This window comes from Agrobacterium sp. MA01, from assembly GCF_009650195.1.
Classification (GTDB): Bacteria; Pseudomonadota; Alphaproteobacteria; order Rhizobiales; family Rhizobiaceae; genus Allorhizobium.
The window spans coordinates 297,070-312,873 of the sequence record NZ_CP045854.1; the positions used below are offsets into that span (position 1 = coordinate 297,070).

Annotated in this window: 20 protein-coding genes; 14 read left to right on the forward strand and 6 right to left on the reverse strand. The window is 60.0% G+C overall.

Annotation, left to right across the window (positions count from 1 at the left end; genetic code table 11):
* Positions 1–6: 6 nt before the first annotated feature.
* The 6 genes from GH983_RS01360 to motA form a co-directional block, all read right to left on the reverse strand.
* Positions 7–447: a hypothetical protein gene (locus GH983_RS01360; RefSeq protein WP_054150864.1), complete on the reverse strand. Its 441-nt coding sequence runs from the start codon at positions 445–447 to the stop codon at positions 7–9.
* 5 nt (positions 448–452) lie between these two features.
* Positions 453–1,535, reverse strand: coding sequence for a flagellar biosynthesis protein FlhB (gene flhB, locus GH983_RS01365; protein ID WP_054150863.1), 1,083 nt, complete (start codon positions 1,533–1,535; stop codon positions 453–455).
* A 182-nt stretch (positions 1,536–1,717) separates the two neighbouring features.
* Entirely contained in the window at positions 1,718–2,758 is a 1,041-nt protein-coding gene (fliG, locus tag GH983_RS01370) for a flagellar motor switch protein FliG (RefSeq protein ID WP_006726285.1), read from the reverse strand.
* A 28-nt stretch (positions 2,759–2,786) separates the two neighbouring features.
* Positions 2,787–3,416 carry a flagellar motor switch protein FliN gene (gene fliN / locus GH983_RS01375; RefSeq protein ID WP_054150862.1) on the reverse strand — a complete coding sequence of 210 codons (630 nt, stop codon included), beginning with the start codon at positions 3,414–3,416 and terminating at the stop codon, positions 2,787–2,789.
* Between the two features lie 61 nt (positions 3,417–3,477).
* The gene (locus GH983_RS01380) at positions 3,478–4,425 is read right to left on the reverse strand and encodes a FliM/FliN family flagellar motor switch protein (protein ID WP_054150861.1); all 948 of its coding nucleotides are present in this window, start codon (positions 4,423–4,425) and stop codon (positions 3,478–3,480) included.
* 2 nt (positions 4,426–4,427) lie between these two features.
* Positions 4,428–5,306 carry a flagellar motor stator protein MotA gene (gene motA, locus GH983_RS01385; protein WP_054150860.1) on the reverse strand — a complete coding sequence of 293 codons (879 nt, stop codon included), beginning with the start codon at positions 5,304–5,306 and terminating at the stop codon, positions 4,428–4,430.
* Between the two features lie 222 nt (positions 5,307–5,528).
* On the opposite strand from motA, the gene flgF reads away from it, so the two are divergent.
* From flgF to GH983_RS01455, 14 genes are all read left to right on the forward strand, one after another.
* The gene (gene flgF, locus GH983_RS01390; RefSeq protein ID WP_054150859.1) at positions 5,529–6,263 is read left to right on the forward strand and encodes a flagellar basal-body rod protein FlgF; all 735 of its coding nucleotides are present in this window, start codon (positions 5,529–5,531) and stop codon (positions 6,261–6,263) included.
* Between the two features lie 18 nt (positions 6,264–6,281).
* On the forward strand, positions 6,282–7,670 hold the full coding sequence (gene fliI / locus GH983_RS01395) for a flagellar protein export ATPase FliI (RefSeq protein WP_153761411.1): 1,389 nt from the start codon (positions 6,282–6,284) through the stop codon (positions 7,668–7,670).
* 2 nt (positions 7,671–7,672) lie between these two features.
* Positions 7,673–8,248: a flagellar protein gene (locus GH983_RS01400; RefSeq protein ID WP_153761412.1), complete on the forward strand. Its 576-nt coding sequence runs from the start codon at positions 7,673–7,675 to the stop codon at positions 8,246–8,248.
* 75 nt (positions 8,249–8,323) lie between these two features.
* Complete coding sequence (gene flgB, locus GH983_RS01405; RefSeq protein WP_054150856.1) at positions 8,324–8,719, forward strand: flagellar basal body rod protein FlgB; 396 nt, start codon at positions 8,324–8,326, stop codon at positions 8,717–8,719.
* On the forward strand, positions 8,719–9,141 hold the full coding sequence (flgC, locus tag GH983_RS01410; RefSeq protein ID WP_153761413.1) for a flagellar basal body rod protein FlgC: 423 nt from the start codon (positions 8,719–8,721) through the stop codon (positions 9,139–9,141). The genes flgB and flgC overlap by 1 nt, the downstream gene beginning before the upstream one ends.
* Positions 9,138–9,473: a flagellar hook-basal body complex protein FliE gene (locus GH983_RS01415; protein ID WP_054150854.1), complete on the forward strand. Its 336-nt coding sequence runs from the start codon at positions 9,138–9,140 to the stop codon at positions 9,471–9,473. The genes flgC and GH983_RS01415 overlap by 4 nt, the downstream gene beginning before the upstream one ends.
* Before the next feature lie 15 nt (positions 9,474–9,488).
* Positions 9,489–10,277, forward strand: a complete 789-nt coding sequence (gene flgG, locus GH983_RS01420) for a flagellar basal-body rod protein FlgG (RefSeq protein ID WP_006726361.1) — start codon at positions 9,489–9,491, stop codon at positions 10,275–10,277.
* A 17-nt stretch (positions 10,278–10,294) separates the two neighbouring features.
* Entirely contained in the window at positions 10,295–10,771 is a 477-nt protein-coding gene (gene flgA, locus GH983_RS01425; protein ID WP_069042271.1) for a flagellar basal body P-ring formation chaperone FlgA, read from the forward strand.
* 14 nt (positions 10,772–10,785) lie between these two features.
* Positions 10,786–11,889 (forward strand): flagellar basal body P-ring protein FlgI, encoded by a 1,104-nt coding sequence (locus tag GH983_RS01430; protein WP_371418506.1) that lies wholly within the window; start codon positions 10,786–10,788, stop codon positions 11,887–11,889.
* The gene (locus GH983_RS01435) at positions 11,886–12,422 is read left to right on the forward strand and encodes a MotE family protein (protein ID WP_069042269.1); all 537 of its coding nucleotides are present in this window, start codon (positions 11,886–11,888) and stop codon (positions 12,420–12,422) included. Before GH983_RS01430 ends, GH983_RS01435 begins: the two co-directional genes overlap by 4 nt.
* On the forward strand, positions 12,419–13,138 hold the full coding sequence (gene flgH / locus GH983_RS01440; protein ID WP_069042268.1) for a flagellar basal body L-ring protein FlgH: 720 nt from the start codon (positions 12,419–12,421) through the stop codon (positions 13,136–13,138). The genes GH983_RS01435 and flgH overlap by 4 nt, the downstream gene beginning before the upstream one ends.
* Before the next feature lie 19 nt (positions 13,139–13,157).
* Positions 13,158–13,676: a flagellar basal body-associated FliL family protein gene (locus GH983_RS01445; protein WP_069042267.1), complete on the forward strand. Its 519-nt coding sequence runs from the start codon at positions 13,158–13,160 to the stop codon at positions 13,674–13,676.
* The gene (fliP, locus tag GH983_RS01450; RefSeq protein ID WP_153761414.1) at positions 13,673–14,410 is read left to right on the forward strand and encodes a flagellar type III secretion system pore protein FliP; all 738 of its coding nucleotides are present in this window, start codon (positions 13,673–13,675) and stop codon (positions 14,408–14,410) included. Before GH983_RS01445 ends, fliP begins: the two co-directional genes overlap by 4 nt.
* Before the next feature lie 248 nt (positions 14,411–14,658).
* On the forward strand, positions 14,659–15,585 hold the full coding sequence (locus tag GH983_RS01455) for a flagellin (RefSeq protein ID WP_153761415.1): 927 nt from the start codon (positions 14,659–14,661) through the stop codon (positions 15,583–15,585).
* Positions 15,586–15,804 lie beyond the last annotated feature (219 nt).

A 15,804-nucleotide genomic window follows, 5' to 3' on the forward strand; every position in this document is an offset into this window, starting at 1 on the left:
CCGGTCTCATCCGTAGAGCGGGGACGCCTGTCCCTTGACGAAGCGCGCTTCTTCCAGGCGTTCTTCCAGCATACGCGTATTGCCGTCCGGATCTCCGGAGGTGTCGTGAAACGCGATATGCTTGATATCGAGGCCGGCATGCTCGTTGGTCAGCGTCAGCTGCGAGTAGATAGTAATTCCACGCGGCTTGATCTCAAGATCGAGCACGACTTCCGGCGGACCACCCCATTCGAGCCGATAATCGCCCCCGGCGCCGAAGACGACGGTACCAGGATGGAAATAGAGTTCGGCTGCGGACGAAACGAGGTCCGAGAGATTTCCGTAAAGTTCAAAACGTAGGAGTGAAATGAGGTCGGCAGCGTCGAGAAGGCGCAATTCACTCGCGACGGGGCTGATAGCCTCCGCAACGATGCGTTCACGCTGGTTGGTATAGGAGCACTTCTTCATCGGGCCTAGCGTATCCGTCTCTTGGGGGCCTTGGACGCATAGACCCGGTGCACGAGCTCTGCGACTGCCTTGTAAAATACTGACGGAATGACGCTATCCACCGAGACTTGCGCAAACATGGAGCGGGCGAGCGGGGGATCCTCAAAAATGGGGATGTCGTTTTCGCGAGCGATTTCGCGGATTTTCAGCGCCACCAGATCCTGCCCCTTGGCAACGACCATCGGTGCCTCGTTTTCCTCGCGCACATATCGCAAGGCCACCGCGTAGTGAGTCGGATTGGTGATCACCAACGTCGCACGGGGAACGCTGGCAATCATGCGTTTGCGGGCCCGATCTCGAGCAATGGAGCGCTGGCGGGCCTTGACGATTGGGTCACCCTGAGCCTGCTTGTACTCTTCCTTCACCTCTTGTTTGGTCATGCGCAGCTGTTCGTACCAGTGATACCGCGTCCAGAAGATATCGACTGTTGCCAGCAGTGCCGTCGCCATGACGACGATGATCATCATCTTGTTCAGGATCTCCGACATCTTGACGAAAATGACCTGAGGGTCGGAGAACATCGTGTCGATGACGGCGAAGTAATCGTTGCGCAGCGCAAACACCATGATCGCCGAAAGCACGACGATCTTGAAGATCGATTTGGCGAATTCGACCATGCCCTGGGCGCTGAAGATCCGTTTCCAGCCGGCGAAGAGCGAGATCCGGTTCACCTGGGGCCTGATTCGCTCCAGAACGAAGTAGGGCATGTTCTGCGCGACATTGGCCGTAACCCCGAGCAAGATCAGCATGATCAGCATGGGAGCGAGGAAGGCGCCGATCTCCCAAGCGAGATGGGTGAAGAGAGAGACGACGTCGACGGCCGTGCCGAGATACCATTGGTCGGGGCGCTCGAAGATGTCCTTCAGCGATTGTGCCAGGCGCGTGACCGCCCCGGGCATGAAGAACACCGCGAAGAGATAGAAGCCGAGTGCAGTCGCAAAGAGCGGTGCTTCGCGTGAGCTCGGCACGTTTCCCTTCTCCATCGCGTCCCGAAGCTTTTTCTCGGTCGGGTCTTCGGTTTTGCTGTCTTTGTCGTCATCTTCGGCCATGGCCGCTGCCATCCTCGGAGGCTGCACCGGGCGGGTTCGATGATGCCCCGGTCGATTGAGCCGTCTGCGCTTGGCGCCCACGGCCACCGGAAAGGTGCCGGTGCCTTGAACGTAGACACCCGCCGATTGGGGTTCAATCGGCGGGTGATCAAAAGGATCGGGTTTTCAACAGAGGTGACCGCTCAGGCCGCCTGCGTATCGCCGCCTTCGGTATCTTTCAGCTGAATCTGACCGGCATTGGCGAGGCGGATCGCTTCCTGCGCCACTGCACGGCGTGCGATCGCGATCTCCCGCGGGTTGATTCCGGCGGTTCCGGCCTGCAGGTCTGATTCGATCATGCGGCGGGAGCGAGGGCTGATCGAGGCCAGCACGCATTCCTTGATCTCCGCGCTGGCACCACGCAGCGCCATGGTCAGGATATCGCCGGAGATGTCGTTCAGCAGGAGCACGCGGCTGCGCTGCGGCATGACGAGCAGATCTTCGAACAGGAAGATCTTCGGGCGAACCTTGTTGACCGATTCCTTGCTGATCGATTCCAGCGAGGTGAGCAATGTATCGACTTCGGTCTTTTCCAGTTCGTTCATCAGTTCCGCCACCTTGGCCGAACCTGTCGAGTTCTTCTCGGCTTCGATTTCGGCGATCAGGTCGTGAACGCGGTTCTCGATGATCTGGGCCGCCTTCGGGCTGACATTCTTCAGGTTCACCGTGCGGTTCATGATGTCTGCGCGACGGCTTTCGGGCAGCTTCAGGAGCACCTTGGCGCCGAAGGACGAGGGCAGCATCGAGAGAATGTAGGCGACAGTCTGGGGATGCTCGCGCATCAGGAAGCGTGCGATGAAATCAGGATCGGCGTCCTGAAGACGGTCCCAGATGGAGGCTTCATAGGCCTGGAACGCGGTACGACGTCCGAGAAGTCCGTCGACTTCCTCGGGCGTCAGGCCTTCTTCGAGAATGCTCTCGATGGCCTTGGCATTGTCCATGAGGCCCGCACCTTCGGTGAACAGGTCTTCGAACTCGTTGACGAGCTCGGTCAGTTCATCCGGCGGAATGGTGCGCAGGGTCTGTGCCGATGCGATGATCGTCTGCAGCTCCGCCTGCGTGAAGTATTTGAGCAGCTTGCCGGCAACGCCCTTTCCCATGGCCAGCAGCACGGCGGCTGCCTTATCGGCCTGGGAAAGCGGTTTTCCGGTTAAGGGGCCGCCAAAATCGTCGAAGTCCATCATGGTCTTGTCCTCTCTGGCCCGTCATGGGTCAGGATGTCTTGGTCGCCATCACTTCAATCAGCTTGACACCAAATCGTGTATCGTCGTTCTCGAGAACGGTGATCTCGCCGCGCGCAATGCGACGACCATTCACCATGATCTCGACAGGTTCGCCGATCTTCTTGTCCAGCGCGATAATGGCGCCTTCTTCCAGGTTCATCAGTCCGGATACCTGCATCCGGCTGGAGCCGAGCACGATCTGGACCTCGATCGGGATGTCCATGATCAGGTCGAGATTGGCGGTGAGGCCGCTGCCCGGTTCCTGCTGCGAGCCGCTGGAGCCGCCGAAGTCGGCGCCGCCGCCGAAATCGCTGCCACCACCGAAATCGCTTGAGCCGCCAAAATCGCTGCCACCGCCGAGATCGCTGGAGCCGCCGAAATCGCCAAGTCCGAAGTCATCGCTTGGGCCAGCTGCAGCGCCGCCGCCGAAATCCGACTCAAACGCTGCGAGCGGGTCGTCCTTGAGACCAAGGTCCGAACCGAAGTCCCCGAGACCGCCGTCCGCGTCAGCCTTGAGGACGCCGCGCAGGTCATCGACGGCCTGATCGAAATCGGTGTCGCTCGCGCCCGGCATCGCCAGCGCGTCGTCATCCTTCGGTGGTGTCTTCTTCGTTGCCATGGGTTGATTATTCCTCTTGAAACTTGCCTCAAGCTGCCGTGCGGCGAGCCCCGGTAAATTGCTAGCTCATCAAATGCTTTAGAATCTCATCTTCGCTGCTCACATTGTCCTTTACTCGCACGGTGTATCGATCGCCTGCGCGGCCGAACTCGCAGCGGTAGAGATTCTTGCCGTTGGCGCTGACATCCACCATTACGTCGCCCTTGTCGTGGAAGGGAATGACGTCGCCGGCGACGAGGCGCGAAACGGTGGCGAGCGTCAGCGAATCGAGTCGGACCCGGGCTTCCAGGGTGACCTGGGAGCGACGAACCTGCTCGGCGATCTGTTCCTGCCATTCCTTCTTCGACTTGCTGGCCTGGTTCTTCGACTTCGGCATCGTGACGACAGTCTTGAGGAGCGCCTTCTGCGGAATCATCAGGTAGAATTCCGAGGTGACCGTGCCAAGCGTGATGCCGAGCTTCACTGTCACCGCGTATTCGTCAACATGGTCTTCTTCCAGCTTCTGACGATCTTCGGCATTGTGAGCCTTTTCGAGCAGCGGCTCGAACCCGCCGGGCGCGTTGACGCCCGAGCGCAGAACGTTTGCGATCTTGTCGAAAACCATGACGGCCAGATCGAGTTCGATCTGCGACAGAGGGCGCTCGATCGGCTCCTGGATCGTCTCCGGCAGGGCACCGAGAAGATTTTCCATCAGCGTGATGACGAAGCTGTTGCCGCATGCCAGCACGAAGTTCGGTGACCAGTTGCGCAATTGCCCGTCGGCAAGCGAGACATTGTCGCCGAGATCGGCAACCAGGTCCGTCATCAGGCCGCTTTCGTGGCCGTTGTAGTGAACCTGCATGGTGAGCCCGGTCTCGCTGTGGAAGACGTCCGGCAGGAACTCGACATAGAGCTGCCCGAAGTCGCTGCACAGGCGCTGCAGGGTTTTCGAATCGCCCAGCCCGCCGGTCAGTTTGGCGAGAAGCGCGCGGTCCATGCTGGGTGCTGTCTCAGGGATGGTCTCGGTCATGATCAAGCTGCCTTGCTTTCACCGCCGCCACCCGGGTTCATCATTTCCTGCTCGACGGCGTCGATCGACGGACGCTCGTGCGAGGAAATTGTCTTGCGGCCGTATTCGAGTGCTACCTGCGGCACCGAGCCGTTCATGTAGGCGAGTAGTGTCTGCTTCACGATGATGTAAAGGCGATGCTGCTTGGTGCGGACGACCTTTATCTGTGCGATCAGCGGGCTGACGAGGCAGTAGGACAGGAAGATACCGAGCATGGTGCCGACCAGTGCGGCGCCAACCAGGCCGCCGATCACCTCTGGCGATTCGTTGATGTAGCCCATGGTCTTGATGATCCCGAGCACGGCCGCGATGATACCGATGGCCGGGAAGGCGTCACCGACCGTGTTCAGCGAATAATAGGGTTTCATCTTGTCGTAGAGGATCGTCTCGATCTCTTCGTCCATCAGCGCTTCGATCTCGTGGCTGCGGGCATTGCCGATGATGATCAGGCGGACATAGTCGCAGATGAAGGAGGTCAGCTCCTTGTTCTTCAGCAGGTTCGGTGCTGCCGTGAAGATCGAGGATTCTTCCGGGTTGTCGATATGGGCTTCGATCTCGTTGCGCGACTTCGTGCGAAGGTCACGCATCAGAGAATAGAGAACACCCAGCACGTCCAGATAGTCGCGTTCCTTGGGTACCTTGTACTTTATGGCTTCGCCAACAGCCTTTCCGGTATCCTTTATGACCTTCATGGAGTTAGCCATGATGAAGCCGCCGACGCCCGCGCCTCCGATGATGAGCAGCTCGAACGGCTGGTTGAGCACGGCGAGCTTGCCACCCATGGCCATGTAGCCGCCGAGCACGCAGCCCAGAGTGATCACGAATCCGATGATAATGTTCATTTTGCCCGTACCCGAACGTTACTATTCACTTTGAGCGATAAGGCACCTGCCTTGCGTGAGGCTGAATCAGGGTTTCCTTTTGGGTGTCCCCGCTTCTTAAGGCCTGGTTCCGTCTCGACAGTTTCGCGCAAGCCTTTTGCCGCAAGAAGAGTGGAATGGAGCGTAGGCTATCCTGCGTTAAATAATGATTTACTGATATTATTCACTTGCGGAGGCAAAGCGGTGCAATCCGGTATCTATGTGTCCCTGTCGTCGCAGATGGCCCTTGAGCGTCGTCTCACCACCATCGCCGACAACATGGCCAATGTGAACACGGTGGGCTTTCGCTCGACGGATGTGAAATTCGACGAGATGCTGAGCCGAACCGGCAATGAGCTTAATGCGAAAATCGCATTCGTGAGCCAGGGCAACGACTATCTGTCGACCAAGAGCGGCGAACTGCGCGAGACCGGCAATGTGCTGGACTTCGCGATCAAGGGTGACGCCTGGTTTTCAATCGACACACCGGTCGGCCAGGTGCTGACACGCGATGGCCGTTTCACCATGACTGACACTGGCGAGCTGGTTTCGACCCGTGGCTACCCGGTTCTCGATGCCGGTGGCGCGCCGATCCAGCTCAACCGCGCCGGCGGTCCGCCGGAAGTCGGGGCCAGTGGTCAGATCATACAGGACGGTCGTGTCGTCGCCACGCTCGGCATCTTCACTGCGGACGTGCGCAACGGCTTCCTTCGATATGAGAACAGCGGCGTGACCACCGTCGACAACCCGCAGCCGGTCGTCGACAACCCGGAAATCTCGATTCTTCAGGGCTATGTCGAAAACTCCAACGTCAACGGCATCGGCGAAATGACCCAGCTCATCCAGGTCAATCGCGCTTTCGAAGCCATCAGCGCTCTTATCAGTTCGAGCGAGAATACCATGAGCGAGGCGATCAAGGTCCTCGGCGGCGGCAACTAAGCCTGAAAGCGGATAATCATGAGCGCGCCGACACCAGACGAATTTCCGCTGTCACCCAAGCTCGGGCAACTGGCGGCGTTGGCGCAGCGTTATTCCCGGCCGAGCAATTCCGTCACGCAGGGCGGCCATGTTCGCACCATCGCAGCCGGGCACTACACGGTAACCGGCCTCTCGCGCCATGTCCGCCTCGGTGAATTCGTCGCGCACCGTTCGTCGACGGGCGTGCATCTCGGCGAGGTCGTGCGTGTAGAGCCGGATGTCTGTTACGTCTGCCCGATCGAACCCGGCGAACCCATCGGCATCCACGATGTCGTGATCCGCAAGGGTGCCTTCCGCATCGCACCCGACGACAGCTGGTGTGGCCGCACCATCAACGCGCTGGGCGATCCCATCGACAACGGCCCGGCACTGGCGCCTGGACCCGAGCGTCGTCCAATCTCGACGACGGCACCACCTTCCATGACACGGCAGCGTGTCGAGACCGGTTTCAAGACCGGTGTTCGTGCAATCGACATTTTCTCGCCGCTTTGCCTCGGCCAGCGTCTTGGCATCTTCGCCGGGTCCGGCGTCGGCAAGTCGACGCTTCTGTCCATGCTCGCCCGCGCCGATGCCTTCGATAAGGTCGTCATCGCCCTGGTCGGCGAACGTGGTCGCGAAGTGCGCGAATTCATCGAGGACACGCTCGGCGACAACATGGCGAAATCGATCGCTGTGGTCGCGACCAGCGACGAGAGCCCGATGCTCAGAAAGATGGCGCCGCTGACGGCGATCACCATTGCCGAGCACTTCCGCGACAAGGGCCAGAACGTTCTCTTTATCGTCGACAGTGTCACGCGTTTTGCCCATGCAATCCGCGAGGTGGCCACGGCCGCCGGCGAGCCACCGATTGCCCGCGGTTATCCGGCCTCGGTCTTCACGGAATTGCCACGCCTTCTTGAGCGTGCCGGTCCGGGCGCGGAAGGGGCGGGAACCATCACCGCGATCATCTCGATCCTCGTCGACGGCGACAACCACAACGACCCGATTGCCGACTCGACACGCGGTATCCTCGACGGTCACATCGTGCTTGATCGCGCCCTTGCCGACGAGGGACGTTATCCGCCGATCAATCCTTTGACATCGATCTCCCGTCTGGCCCGCAAGGCCTGGACGCCCGAGCAGGAGAAGCTGGTGTCGCGCCTCAAGGCGCTCATTCATCGCTTTGAGGAAACCCGAGACCTGCGCCTGATCGGCGGCTACCGCAATGGTTCCGACCCCGATCTGGACATGGCGATCAAGCAGGTGCCGGTCATCTACGACATTCTGAAGCAGACGCCGGGCGAGAAACCGGCACTTGATGCCTACGCCGATCTGGCAAACGCTCTCAAGGCGGCTGCCGGCGGGCAAGGCATGAGACAAAGGGGGTGACCATGACCGATTTCGATGCTGACGAGCCCGTGGCTCCGCTGCGACCGGTCTTGGCGAAGCGCCGTATTCCGACCGTCGACCGTGTTCTGGCCTTGACCGGCATTGCGCTGGCATGCAGTGCTGCGCTGTTTCCCTGGTACGTTTTCTTCAATGAAGGAAAATTCGGCGTCCGACTTGCCGAGTGGGGGCCTACGCGTGATCTGCCCGAGGGCCCGGGACGCAACGTCTTCAGCGTATCGCCGCTTGCTCTCGTGGACAACGATGATGATGAAGATAATAGCGGGGGCGAGGGCGAGGTGGAGGCGGTTGACCAGATCGTCACCGCGACCGTCCCGACCTTGGGGCGGGAACAGCCGGAAGCGCTAGATGTGCCGAGCGCGCAGCCATTTCCAGGAAAAAGCGGCTTCCGTCTTTTGCATGTCGCCAATGGTCGTGCGCTGATCGAAGACAAGTCCGGCATGTTTCTCGTGCGGGTGGGTTCGATCCTGCCCGACAACAGCCGTGTCGCCACGCTTGAGCAGCGTGACGGAAAATGGGTCATTGTAACCTCGGCCGGCGAAGTTGTTCGAAACAATTGAAAAGGCGCGGGGCGGGCAAGTCCCACGCAAGATTAAGGGCCTAGGCTCCGATCAGTAAAAGACGGAGTAACGCCCATGAATCCCATCCAGTTGTTCGAGCTGGCATCCCGACAGTCGGAATGGCTTTCGGTGCGGCAGCAGGTCGTGGCGACCAACATCGCCAACGCCAATACCCCGAAATTTCTGGCCAAGGATATCACGCCCTTCAGTGCGGTCCTGGACCGGACGAGCACCGTGCAGGGCATGGCCGTCACCCAGCCGGGCCACATGGCTGCCAACGACTTCAGCGATCGCAACATCGCCGTCGAGGACGAAGATCTCAATAACGAGATCGGCATTCAGGAATCGGGCAACACGGTCGCGCTCTCGGACGAACTGAGAAAGACCGGTGAAAACAAACGCAACCACGAGCTGAATACCTCGTTGGTCTCCTCCTTCCATCGCATGATGCTAATGACGGTGAAACGCTGATGACTGATCCATTGATGGCAACCTTGCGGGTTGCGGGAAGCGGGCTGGAAGCCCAGTCGACCCGCCTTCGCATTGTGTCGGAAAACATCGCCAATGCGCGCACCACGGGCGATACGCCTGGCGCTGATCCCTATCGCCGCAAGACGATTACCTTTGGTGCCGAGCTGGATCGCGTGACGGGTGCACAGACCGTCGAGGTCAAGAAGCTCGGCGTGGATCAGATTGATTTCATTGCGGAATACGATCCGGGTAACCCGGCGGCTGACGAGCGCGGCATCGTCAAGATGCCGAACGTCAACATTCTGATCGAGATGGCTGACATGCGTGAATCCAACCGCACGTATGAAGCGAATCTGCAAACCATCAAGCAGACTCGTGAAATGCTCTCTCAGACAATCGCGCTCCTGAGGGCCTCGCAATGATCGAATCTATCACTAAGACCAGCGCATTGGGCATCGGCGGCCTGGATTCACTGTCCAGCTCGTTTTCGTCCAAGGGCCTGACCACCGAGGGTACGACGCCTGGCACCATGACCGGCGAGACCTTCATGGCAGCGCTGAGCAATGTTGCGTCGGGCGCAGCCAACAACCTGAAGCAGGCTGAACAGGTCTCCTTCGATGGGATCCTGGGCAAGGCGACGACCCGCGAAGTGGTCGATGCCGTCATGCAGGCCGAGCAATCGCTCCAGACGGCGATCGCGTTCCGCGACAAGATCGTCAACGCCTATCTCGAAATCACCAAGATGCAGATCTGACAGGGGTACCGAACTATGAGAGCGCTCGCCATCGCAGCCACGGGTATGGATGCCCAGCAGACCAATCTTGAGGTCATCGCCAACAACATCGCCAACATCAACACGACGGGCTTCAAGCGCGCACGTGCTGAGTTTTCCGACCTTCTCTACCAGACGGAGCGGGCCCAGGGCGTACCGAACCGCGCAAACCAGGCGATCGTGCCGGAAGGTGCCAACATCGGTCTTGGCGTGCAGACGGCAGCCGTCCGCAATATTCATACCCAGGGTCAGCTGACGCAGACCGGTAACGAATTGGACCTCGCGCTCATCGGCCGCGGCTGGTTCCAGATCGAAAGCCCTGACGGTGCAACGCTCTACAGCCGCTCCGGTGCATTCAACATGAATGCCGAGGGCCAGCTGGTCACGATCGACGGTTACCTCGTCACGCCGCAGATCACGATCCCGCAGGATGCCAGCGAAGTGGTGATCAGCCGGACAGGCCAGGTTCAGGCCCGCATCGGCAACGATGCCGACTACACCGACCTCGGACAGCTGACCATCGCCAACTTCGTCAACGAAGCCGGTCTGAAGCCGCTCGGTGACAACCTGTTCGCCGAAACCGCAGCCTCGGGTGCCGCAATCGTGGGTGCGCCGGAAGATCCGGGCTTCGGCTACATCAAGCAGTCCTACCTGGAAGCTTCGAACGTCGACTCGGTGAAGGAGATCACGGACATGATCTCGGCCCAGCGCGCCTACGAGATGAATTCCAAGGTCATCACCACTGCCGACGAGATGGCTCAGATCGTCAGCAAGAACCTCAAGTAAGACAACTGGAGGCAAACATGAGGTTTCGCCGGAAATTCGGACATGCCTTGCGCGCGATGGCTGTCGCCGTCGCCGCCATGGCTCTCGGCGCCGGCACTGCCCTGGCGCAGAACACGGCCGTGATCCCCAAACAGGTGATCTATCCAGGCGAAACCATTGCATCCGAGCAGGTCGATGTGGTTCCCGTAACCAATCCGAATCTGGCCGGAGGCTATGCCCGCACCAGGGAAGAAGTGGTCGGCATGGTGGCCAAGCGCACCTTGCTCCCCGGTCGGACCATTCCGGTCCATGGCCTCCGCGAAGCGTTTGCGGTCAAGCGCGGAAGCAGCGTTCGTCTGACCTTCTCGATCGGCACCATGCTGATCAGCGCCAGCGGTACGCCGCTGACCGACGCCTCGGTCGGCGAGGTCGTGAAGGTGCGCAATATCGATTCCGGCTCGATCGTGTCTGGCACGGTCATGGCGGATGGCACGGTACAGGTGATGGCAAAATGAGATTGATTGCTCCCATGCGGATTGCGCTCTGCGCGCTGGCGCTGGTCTTGGCTCCCCTCGAGCCGGCCATGAGCGCCAATTCGCGCATCAAGGACATCGCCTCGCTCCAGTCCGGACGAGACAACCAGCTCATCGGTTATGGCCTCGTGGTCGGTCTGCAGGGAACCGGCGACAGCCTGCGTTCTTCGCCGTTTACCGACCAGTCGATGCGCGCGATGCTCCAGAACCTTGGCATTTCAACGCAGGGCGGGCAGTCGAACGCCAAGAACGTCGCGGCCGTCATGGTCACCGCCAATCTGCCGCCTTTCGCAAGCCCCGGAAGCCGCATCGACGTGACCGTGAGCTCGCTGGGTGACGCAACGTCTCTGCGCGGTGGCACGCTGGTCATGACGTCGCTGACCGGCGCTGACGGTCAGATCTACGCCGTTGCGCAGGGGTCTGTCGTCGTATCGGGCTTCAATGCCCAGGGCGATGCTGCAGCCGTGCAGCAAGGCATTACCACCTCCGGCCGCGTGCCGACGGGTGCCATCATCGAGCGCGAACTGCCGTCCAAGTTCAAGGATAGCGTCAATCTCGTGCTGCAGCTCCGCAACGCCGACTTCACCACGTCGCTTCGTATCGCTGATACGATCAACGCCTATGCGGCTGCCAACTACGGCGCGCCGATCGCCGAGGCACGCGACAGCCAGGAAGTGGTTGTCCAGAAACCCCGCACGGCCGACCTCGCCCGCCTGATGGCCGATATCGAAAACCTGGTCGTCGCAACGGATTCGCCGGCCCGTGTCGTCATCAACGAGCGTACCGGTACCATCGTCATCGGCGCCGATGTCCGTGTCTCGCGCGTTGCCGTGAGCTATGGAACGCTGACCGTTCAGGTGCAGGAAACCCCGCAGATCATTCAGCCAGAGGCGTTCTCGCGCGGTGAGACGGCTGTCCAGCCGCAGACAGATATCTCGATCCGGCAGGAAGGCGATCAGATCGCAATCGTCGATGGACCTGATCTCAGAACCCTCGTCAGCGGCCTCAACAGCATTGGCATCAAGCCGGACGGCGTCATTGCCATCCTGCAGGGCATCAAGTCCGCCGGTGCGCTGCAAGCGGAGCTCGTGCTGCAATGATCCATCTCGATTGTCTTCGCCCCTCTGCCAAGTCGCTGCGCAACGTGGCTATGGTCGTGGCCATCGCCACCTTGCCGGCCTTCGCCCAGAACGCGGTCGGCCAGCAACAGCCGCTTGGAAGTGCGACAGAAGCCGAAATCCGCCAGTTCTGCACCGGCATCGCCGATGCAGCACGCGACCAGCGTTACCTCCTGCAGAAGCAGGAACTCGACAAGCTGCAGGCCGACGTGGACAGCCGCATCGCCATCCTCGAAGAGCGCCGCGCGGAATACGAGGACTGGCTGACCCGTCGCAACGAATTCATGAGGCAGGCCGAAGGGCAGCTCGTCGAAATCTACCGGAAAATGGCGCCGGATGCGGCAGCTCCTCAACTTGAGGAAACCAACGTCATGCTGGCGGCCGCCATCATCATGAAACTGCCGCCGCGCCAGTCGAGTCTCATCCTGACAGAGATGAGCCCGGCCAAGGCTGCCCAGGTCGCTTCGATCATGTCGAGCGCCGGCAACCCCAATACATCGAAGGACCCATCATGATGAAGCGTTTCCCGGCACTGCTGGCCGTTCTCCTCCTGGCCGGCTGCCAGAGCCAGACCATCAAGGAGATCGGCAATGCACCGTCGATGAGCCCGATCGGGTCCGGACTGCGCTACAGCCAGACCCCGCAGATGGCGATGTACCCGAAGCAGCAGGCCCAGACCGCAAGCGGCTATTCCCTGTGGAGCGACAGCCAGTCCGCGCTATTCAAGGATGCGCGTGCGCTGAACGTCGGCGACATCCTCACCGTCAACATTGAGATCAATGACCGCGCGTCGTTCAATAACGAGACCGATCGCAGTCGTGACAACAATACGGGCCTGTCTTGGGGAGCTGAGATTTCCAACTTCCTCGGCTTCTCTACGGCGACGGGGACCACCGGAGATCTGTCGACTGATTCCACGACCAGTTCGTCCGGCAAAGGCTCCACGGAACGCTCGGAGCGCTTGAACCTGCTCGTCGCCGCGGTCGTCACGGGTGTGCTCGAAAACGGCAACCTGCTGATCAGCGGTTCGCAGGAAGTGCGCGTGAACCACGAGCTTCGCATCCTGAACGTCGCCGGTATCGTCCGGCCGCAGGATGTCAACGCGGACAACGAGATCTCTTATGACCGGATCGCAGAGGCCCGCATCTCCTATGGTGGTCGCGGCCGTCTGACCGAGGTCCAGCAGCCGCCAATCGGCCAGCAGGTCGTCGACATCTACTCGCCGTTCTGACGCGGGGGAGGCAAGAGACATGGAAGAAGGTCAGGAAGGCCAAGCCAAGAAGAAGTCCGGGCTGATGGCACTCGTCATCCCGCTCGTGGTCCTCACCGCCGTCGGTGGCGGTGGCGGCTGGGTGATCGGCAACATGCTCGCCCCCCAAGTGAAGCAGGCCGAAGACGCAGCCAAGGCCGCTGAAGCGGCGGCCGGTGAAAAGGGTGGTGAGGCCAAGAAAGACGAGGAGGGACTTCCTCCGATCTCCACCGAGGCCAATGGTGTCGTGGCGCTTGAGCCGATCACGACAAACCTCGCATACCCGTCGGAAAACTGGATCCGTCTCGAAGTGGCCCTGATGTTCAACGGCCCGCCGGATGTCCAGATCGCCGAAGCGGTGCACCAGGACATCATGGCCTATCTTCGCACCGTATCACTGCAACAGGTCGAGGGCCCGCGCGGCTTTCAATATCTCAAGGATGACCTTCAGGAGCGAGTTGACCTGCGCTCGGAAGGCCGCGTATCCAAGGTGATGTTCAGAACGCTCGTGATCGAATGATTCGGTTTCTACTCCTCGTCGCTGTCATGATGATGGCGCCGCAACTGGCTGTGGCCCAGCAGTTGCCGACGGATATCTTCAACACCCCGATCGATGGGTCGGTGGCGGCGTGGATCATTCGTACCTTCGGGCTGCTGACGGTGCTGTCGATCGCGCCCGGCATTCTGATCATGGTCACGAGTTTCCCGCGTTTCCTGATCGCCTTCTCCATTCTTCGCTCCGGCATGGGGCTTGCCACCACGCCGTCGAACATGATCCTCACCAGCATGGCGCTGTTCATGACCTTCTATGTCATGGCGCCGACCATGGACCGCTCCTGGCGTGAAGGCGTTCAGCCGCTCATCAACAATCAGATCACCGAAGCTGAGGCGGTCGCCCTCATTGCCGAGCCGTTTCGCGCCTTTATGACCGCAAACACGCGCGACAGGGATCTCGCGCTTTTCGTCGATATTGCCAATGAGCGCGGCCAGGCAACCATAGTGGACGGCCAGATCGACTACCGTGTCCTCATCCCGGCTTTCATGCTGTCGGAAATCCGACGCGGCTTCGAGATCGGCTTCCTGATCATCCTGCCCTTCCTCGTCATCGACATGGTGGTGGCAACCATCACCATGGCCATGGGTATGATGATGCTGCCACCCACCTCGATCTCGCTGCCGTTCAAGATCCTGTTCTTCGTCTTGATCGACGGCTGGAACCTGCTCGTCGGCAGTCTCGTCCGGTCGTTCGTTTAAGTTAACCATCCCCGCTTACGGTTGATTCACCACGCTCCCTTACGGGCGGTTTACCACGTCATCAGCGTCCCTTGAGCTGCCTTCAATTGTAAAGAAGTTGGCAAGGATTGGCTGCGAGTTTGGACCTCGCACGACGGGTCTGGTAGCAACGAAAAATACCAAAAGGCATGATGCCGAACGTCCGTGACCGGTAAGTCTTTTAGTCCGGTATGTCCCCTCTTGTATCTCGTTTTTAAGGGACAAATCCTATGGCCAGCATTCTGACCAACTCCAGCGCGATGTCCGCGCTCTCCACCCTGCGCTCCATTGCTTCCAATATGGAAGCCACGCAGAACTCCATCTCGACCGGCATGAAGGTTTCCAAGGCCTCCGACAACGCTGCCTACTGGTCGATCTCGACGGGCATGCGCTCTGACAACATGGCGCTCGGCGCAGTTACCGACGCTCTCGGCGTTGGTGCTGCAAAGGTTGATACCGCATATGCCGGTATGGAATCCGCCATCGACGTTATGAAGGAAATCAAGACCAAGGTTGTCGCCGCCACCGAAGAAGGCGTTGACAAGGCCAAGGTTCAGGAAGAGATCACGCAGCTGAAGGAACAGCTGGTGTCGATCGCCAAGAGCTCGTCCTTCAACGGCGAAAACTGGCTGGCGGTTGAAACTGCTGGCGACAAGACGGTCGTGTCGGGCTTCATCCGCGATGCATCGGGCAATGTCGGTGTTAAGACCACGACCTACACCCTGGATCAGAACAACCTGCTCTACCGTTTTGACGCGCAGGGTGAAGTCGATGACGCTCAGGAATCGATCCTGACGAGCACCGACAACGTTACGGTCAGCGGCGCGGCTGCGGCGGTGCAGTCGATCAAGATCACCGACCTCGACGTCGAGAACGACGATCTTGACGTGGCTCTCGCATCTGTCGACGCTGCTCTTGAGAAAATGACGAGCGCTGGCGCTGAACTCGGCTCGGTCTCGAAGCGCATTGACCTTCAGACCGAATTCGCAGGCAAGCTGTCTGACGCCATCGAGAAGGGCGTTGGCCGTCTCGTCGACGCCGACATGAACGAAGAGTCGACCCGCCTGAAGGCCCTGCAGACCCAGCAGCAGCTGGCGATCCAGGCTCTCTCGATCGCGAACAACGACTCGCAGAACATCCTGTCGCTCTTCCGTTAATCGCAAGATCAGGCCGGCCCGTAAGGGCCGGCTAGACTATCCCGACGCCGATATGCCTTGGTGGCTGACCAGAGGCGTGCGAAGGGAAGGCTTAACCCTCCGGAGGCTGAACCGGAACGGAAGCTACACGAAGGCCGCGTTCGCAAACGAACGCGGCCTTTGCGTTTTATTAATCATCATCTGCTACGCGCGCGTACGCGCGAAGGTTGCAAAAAAAAT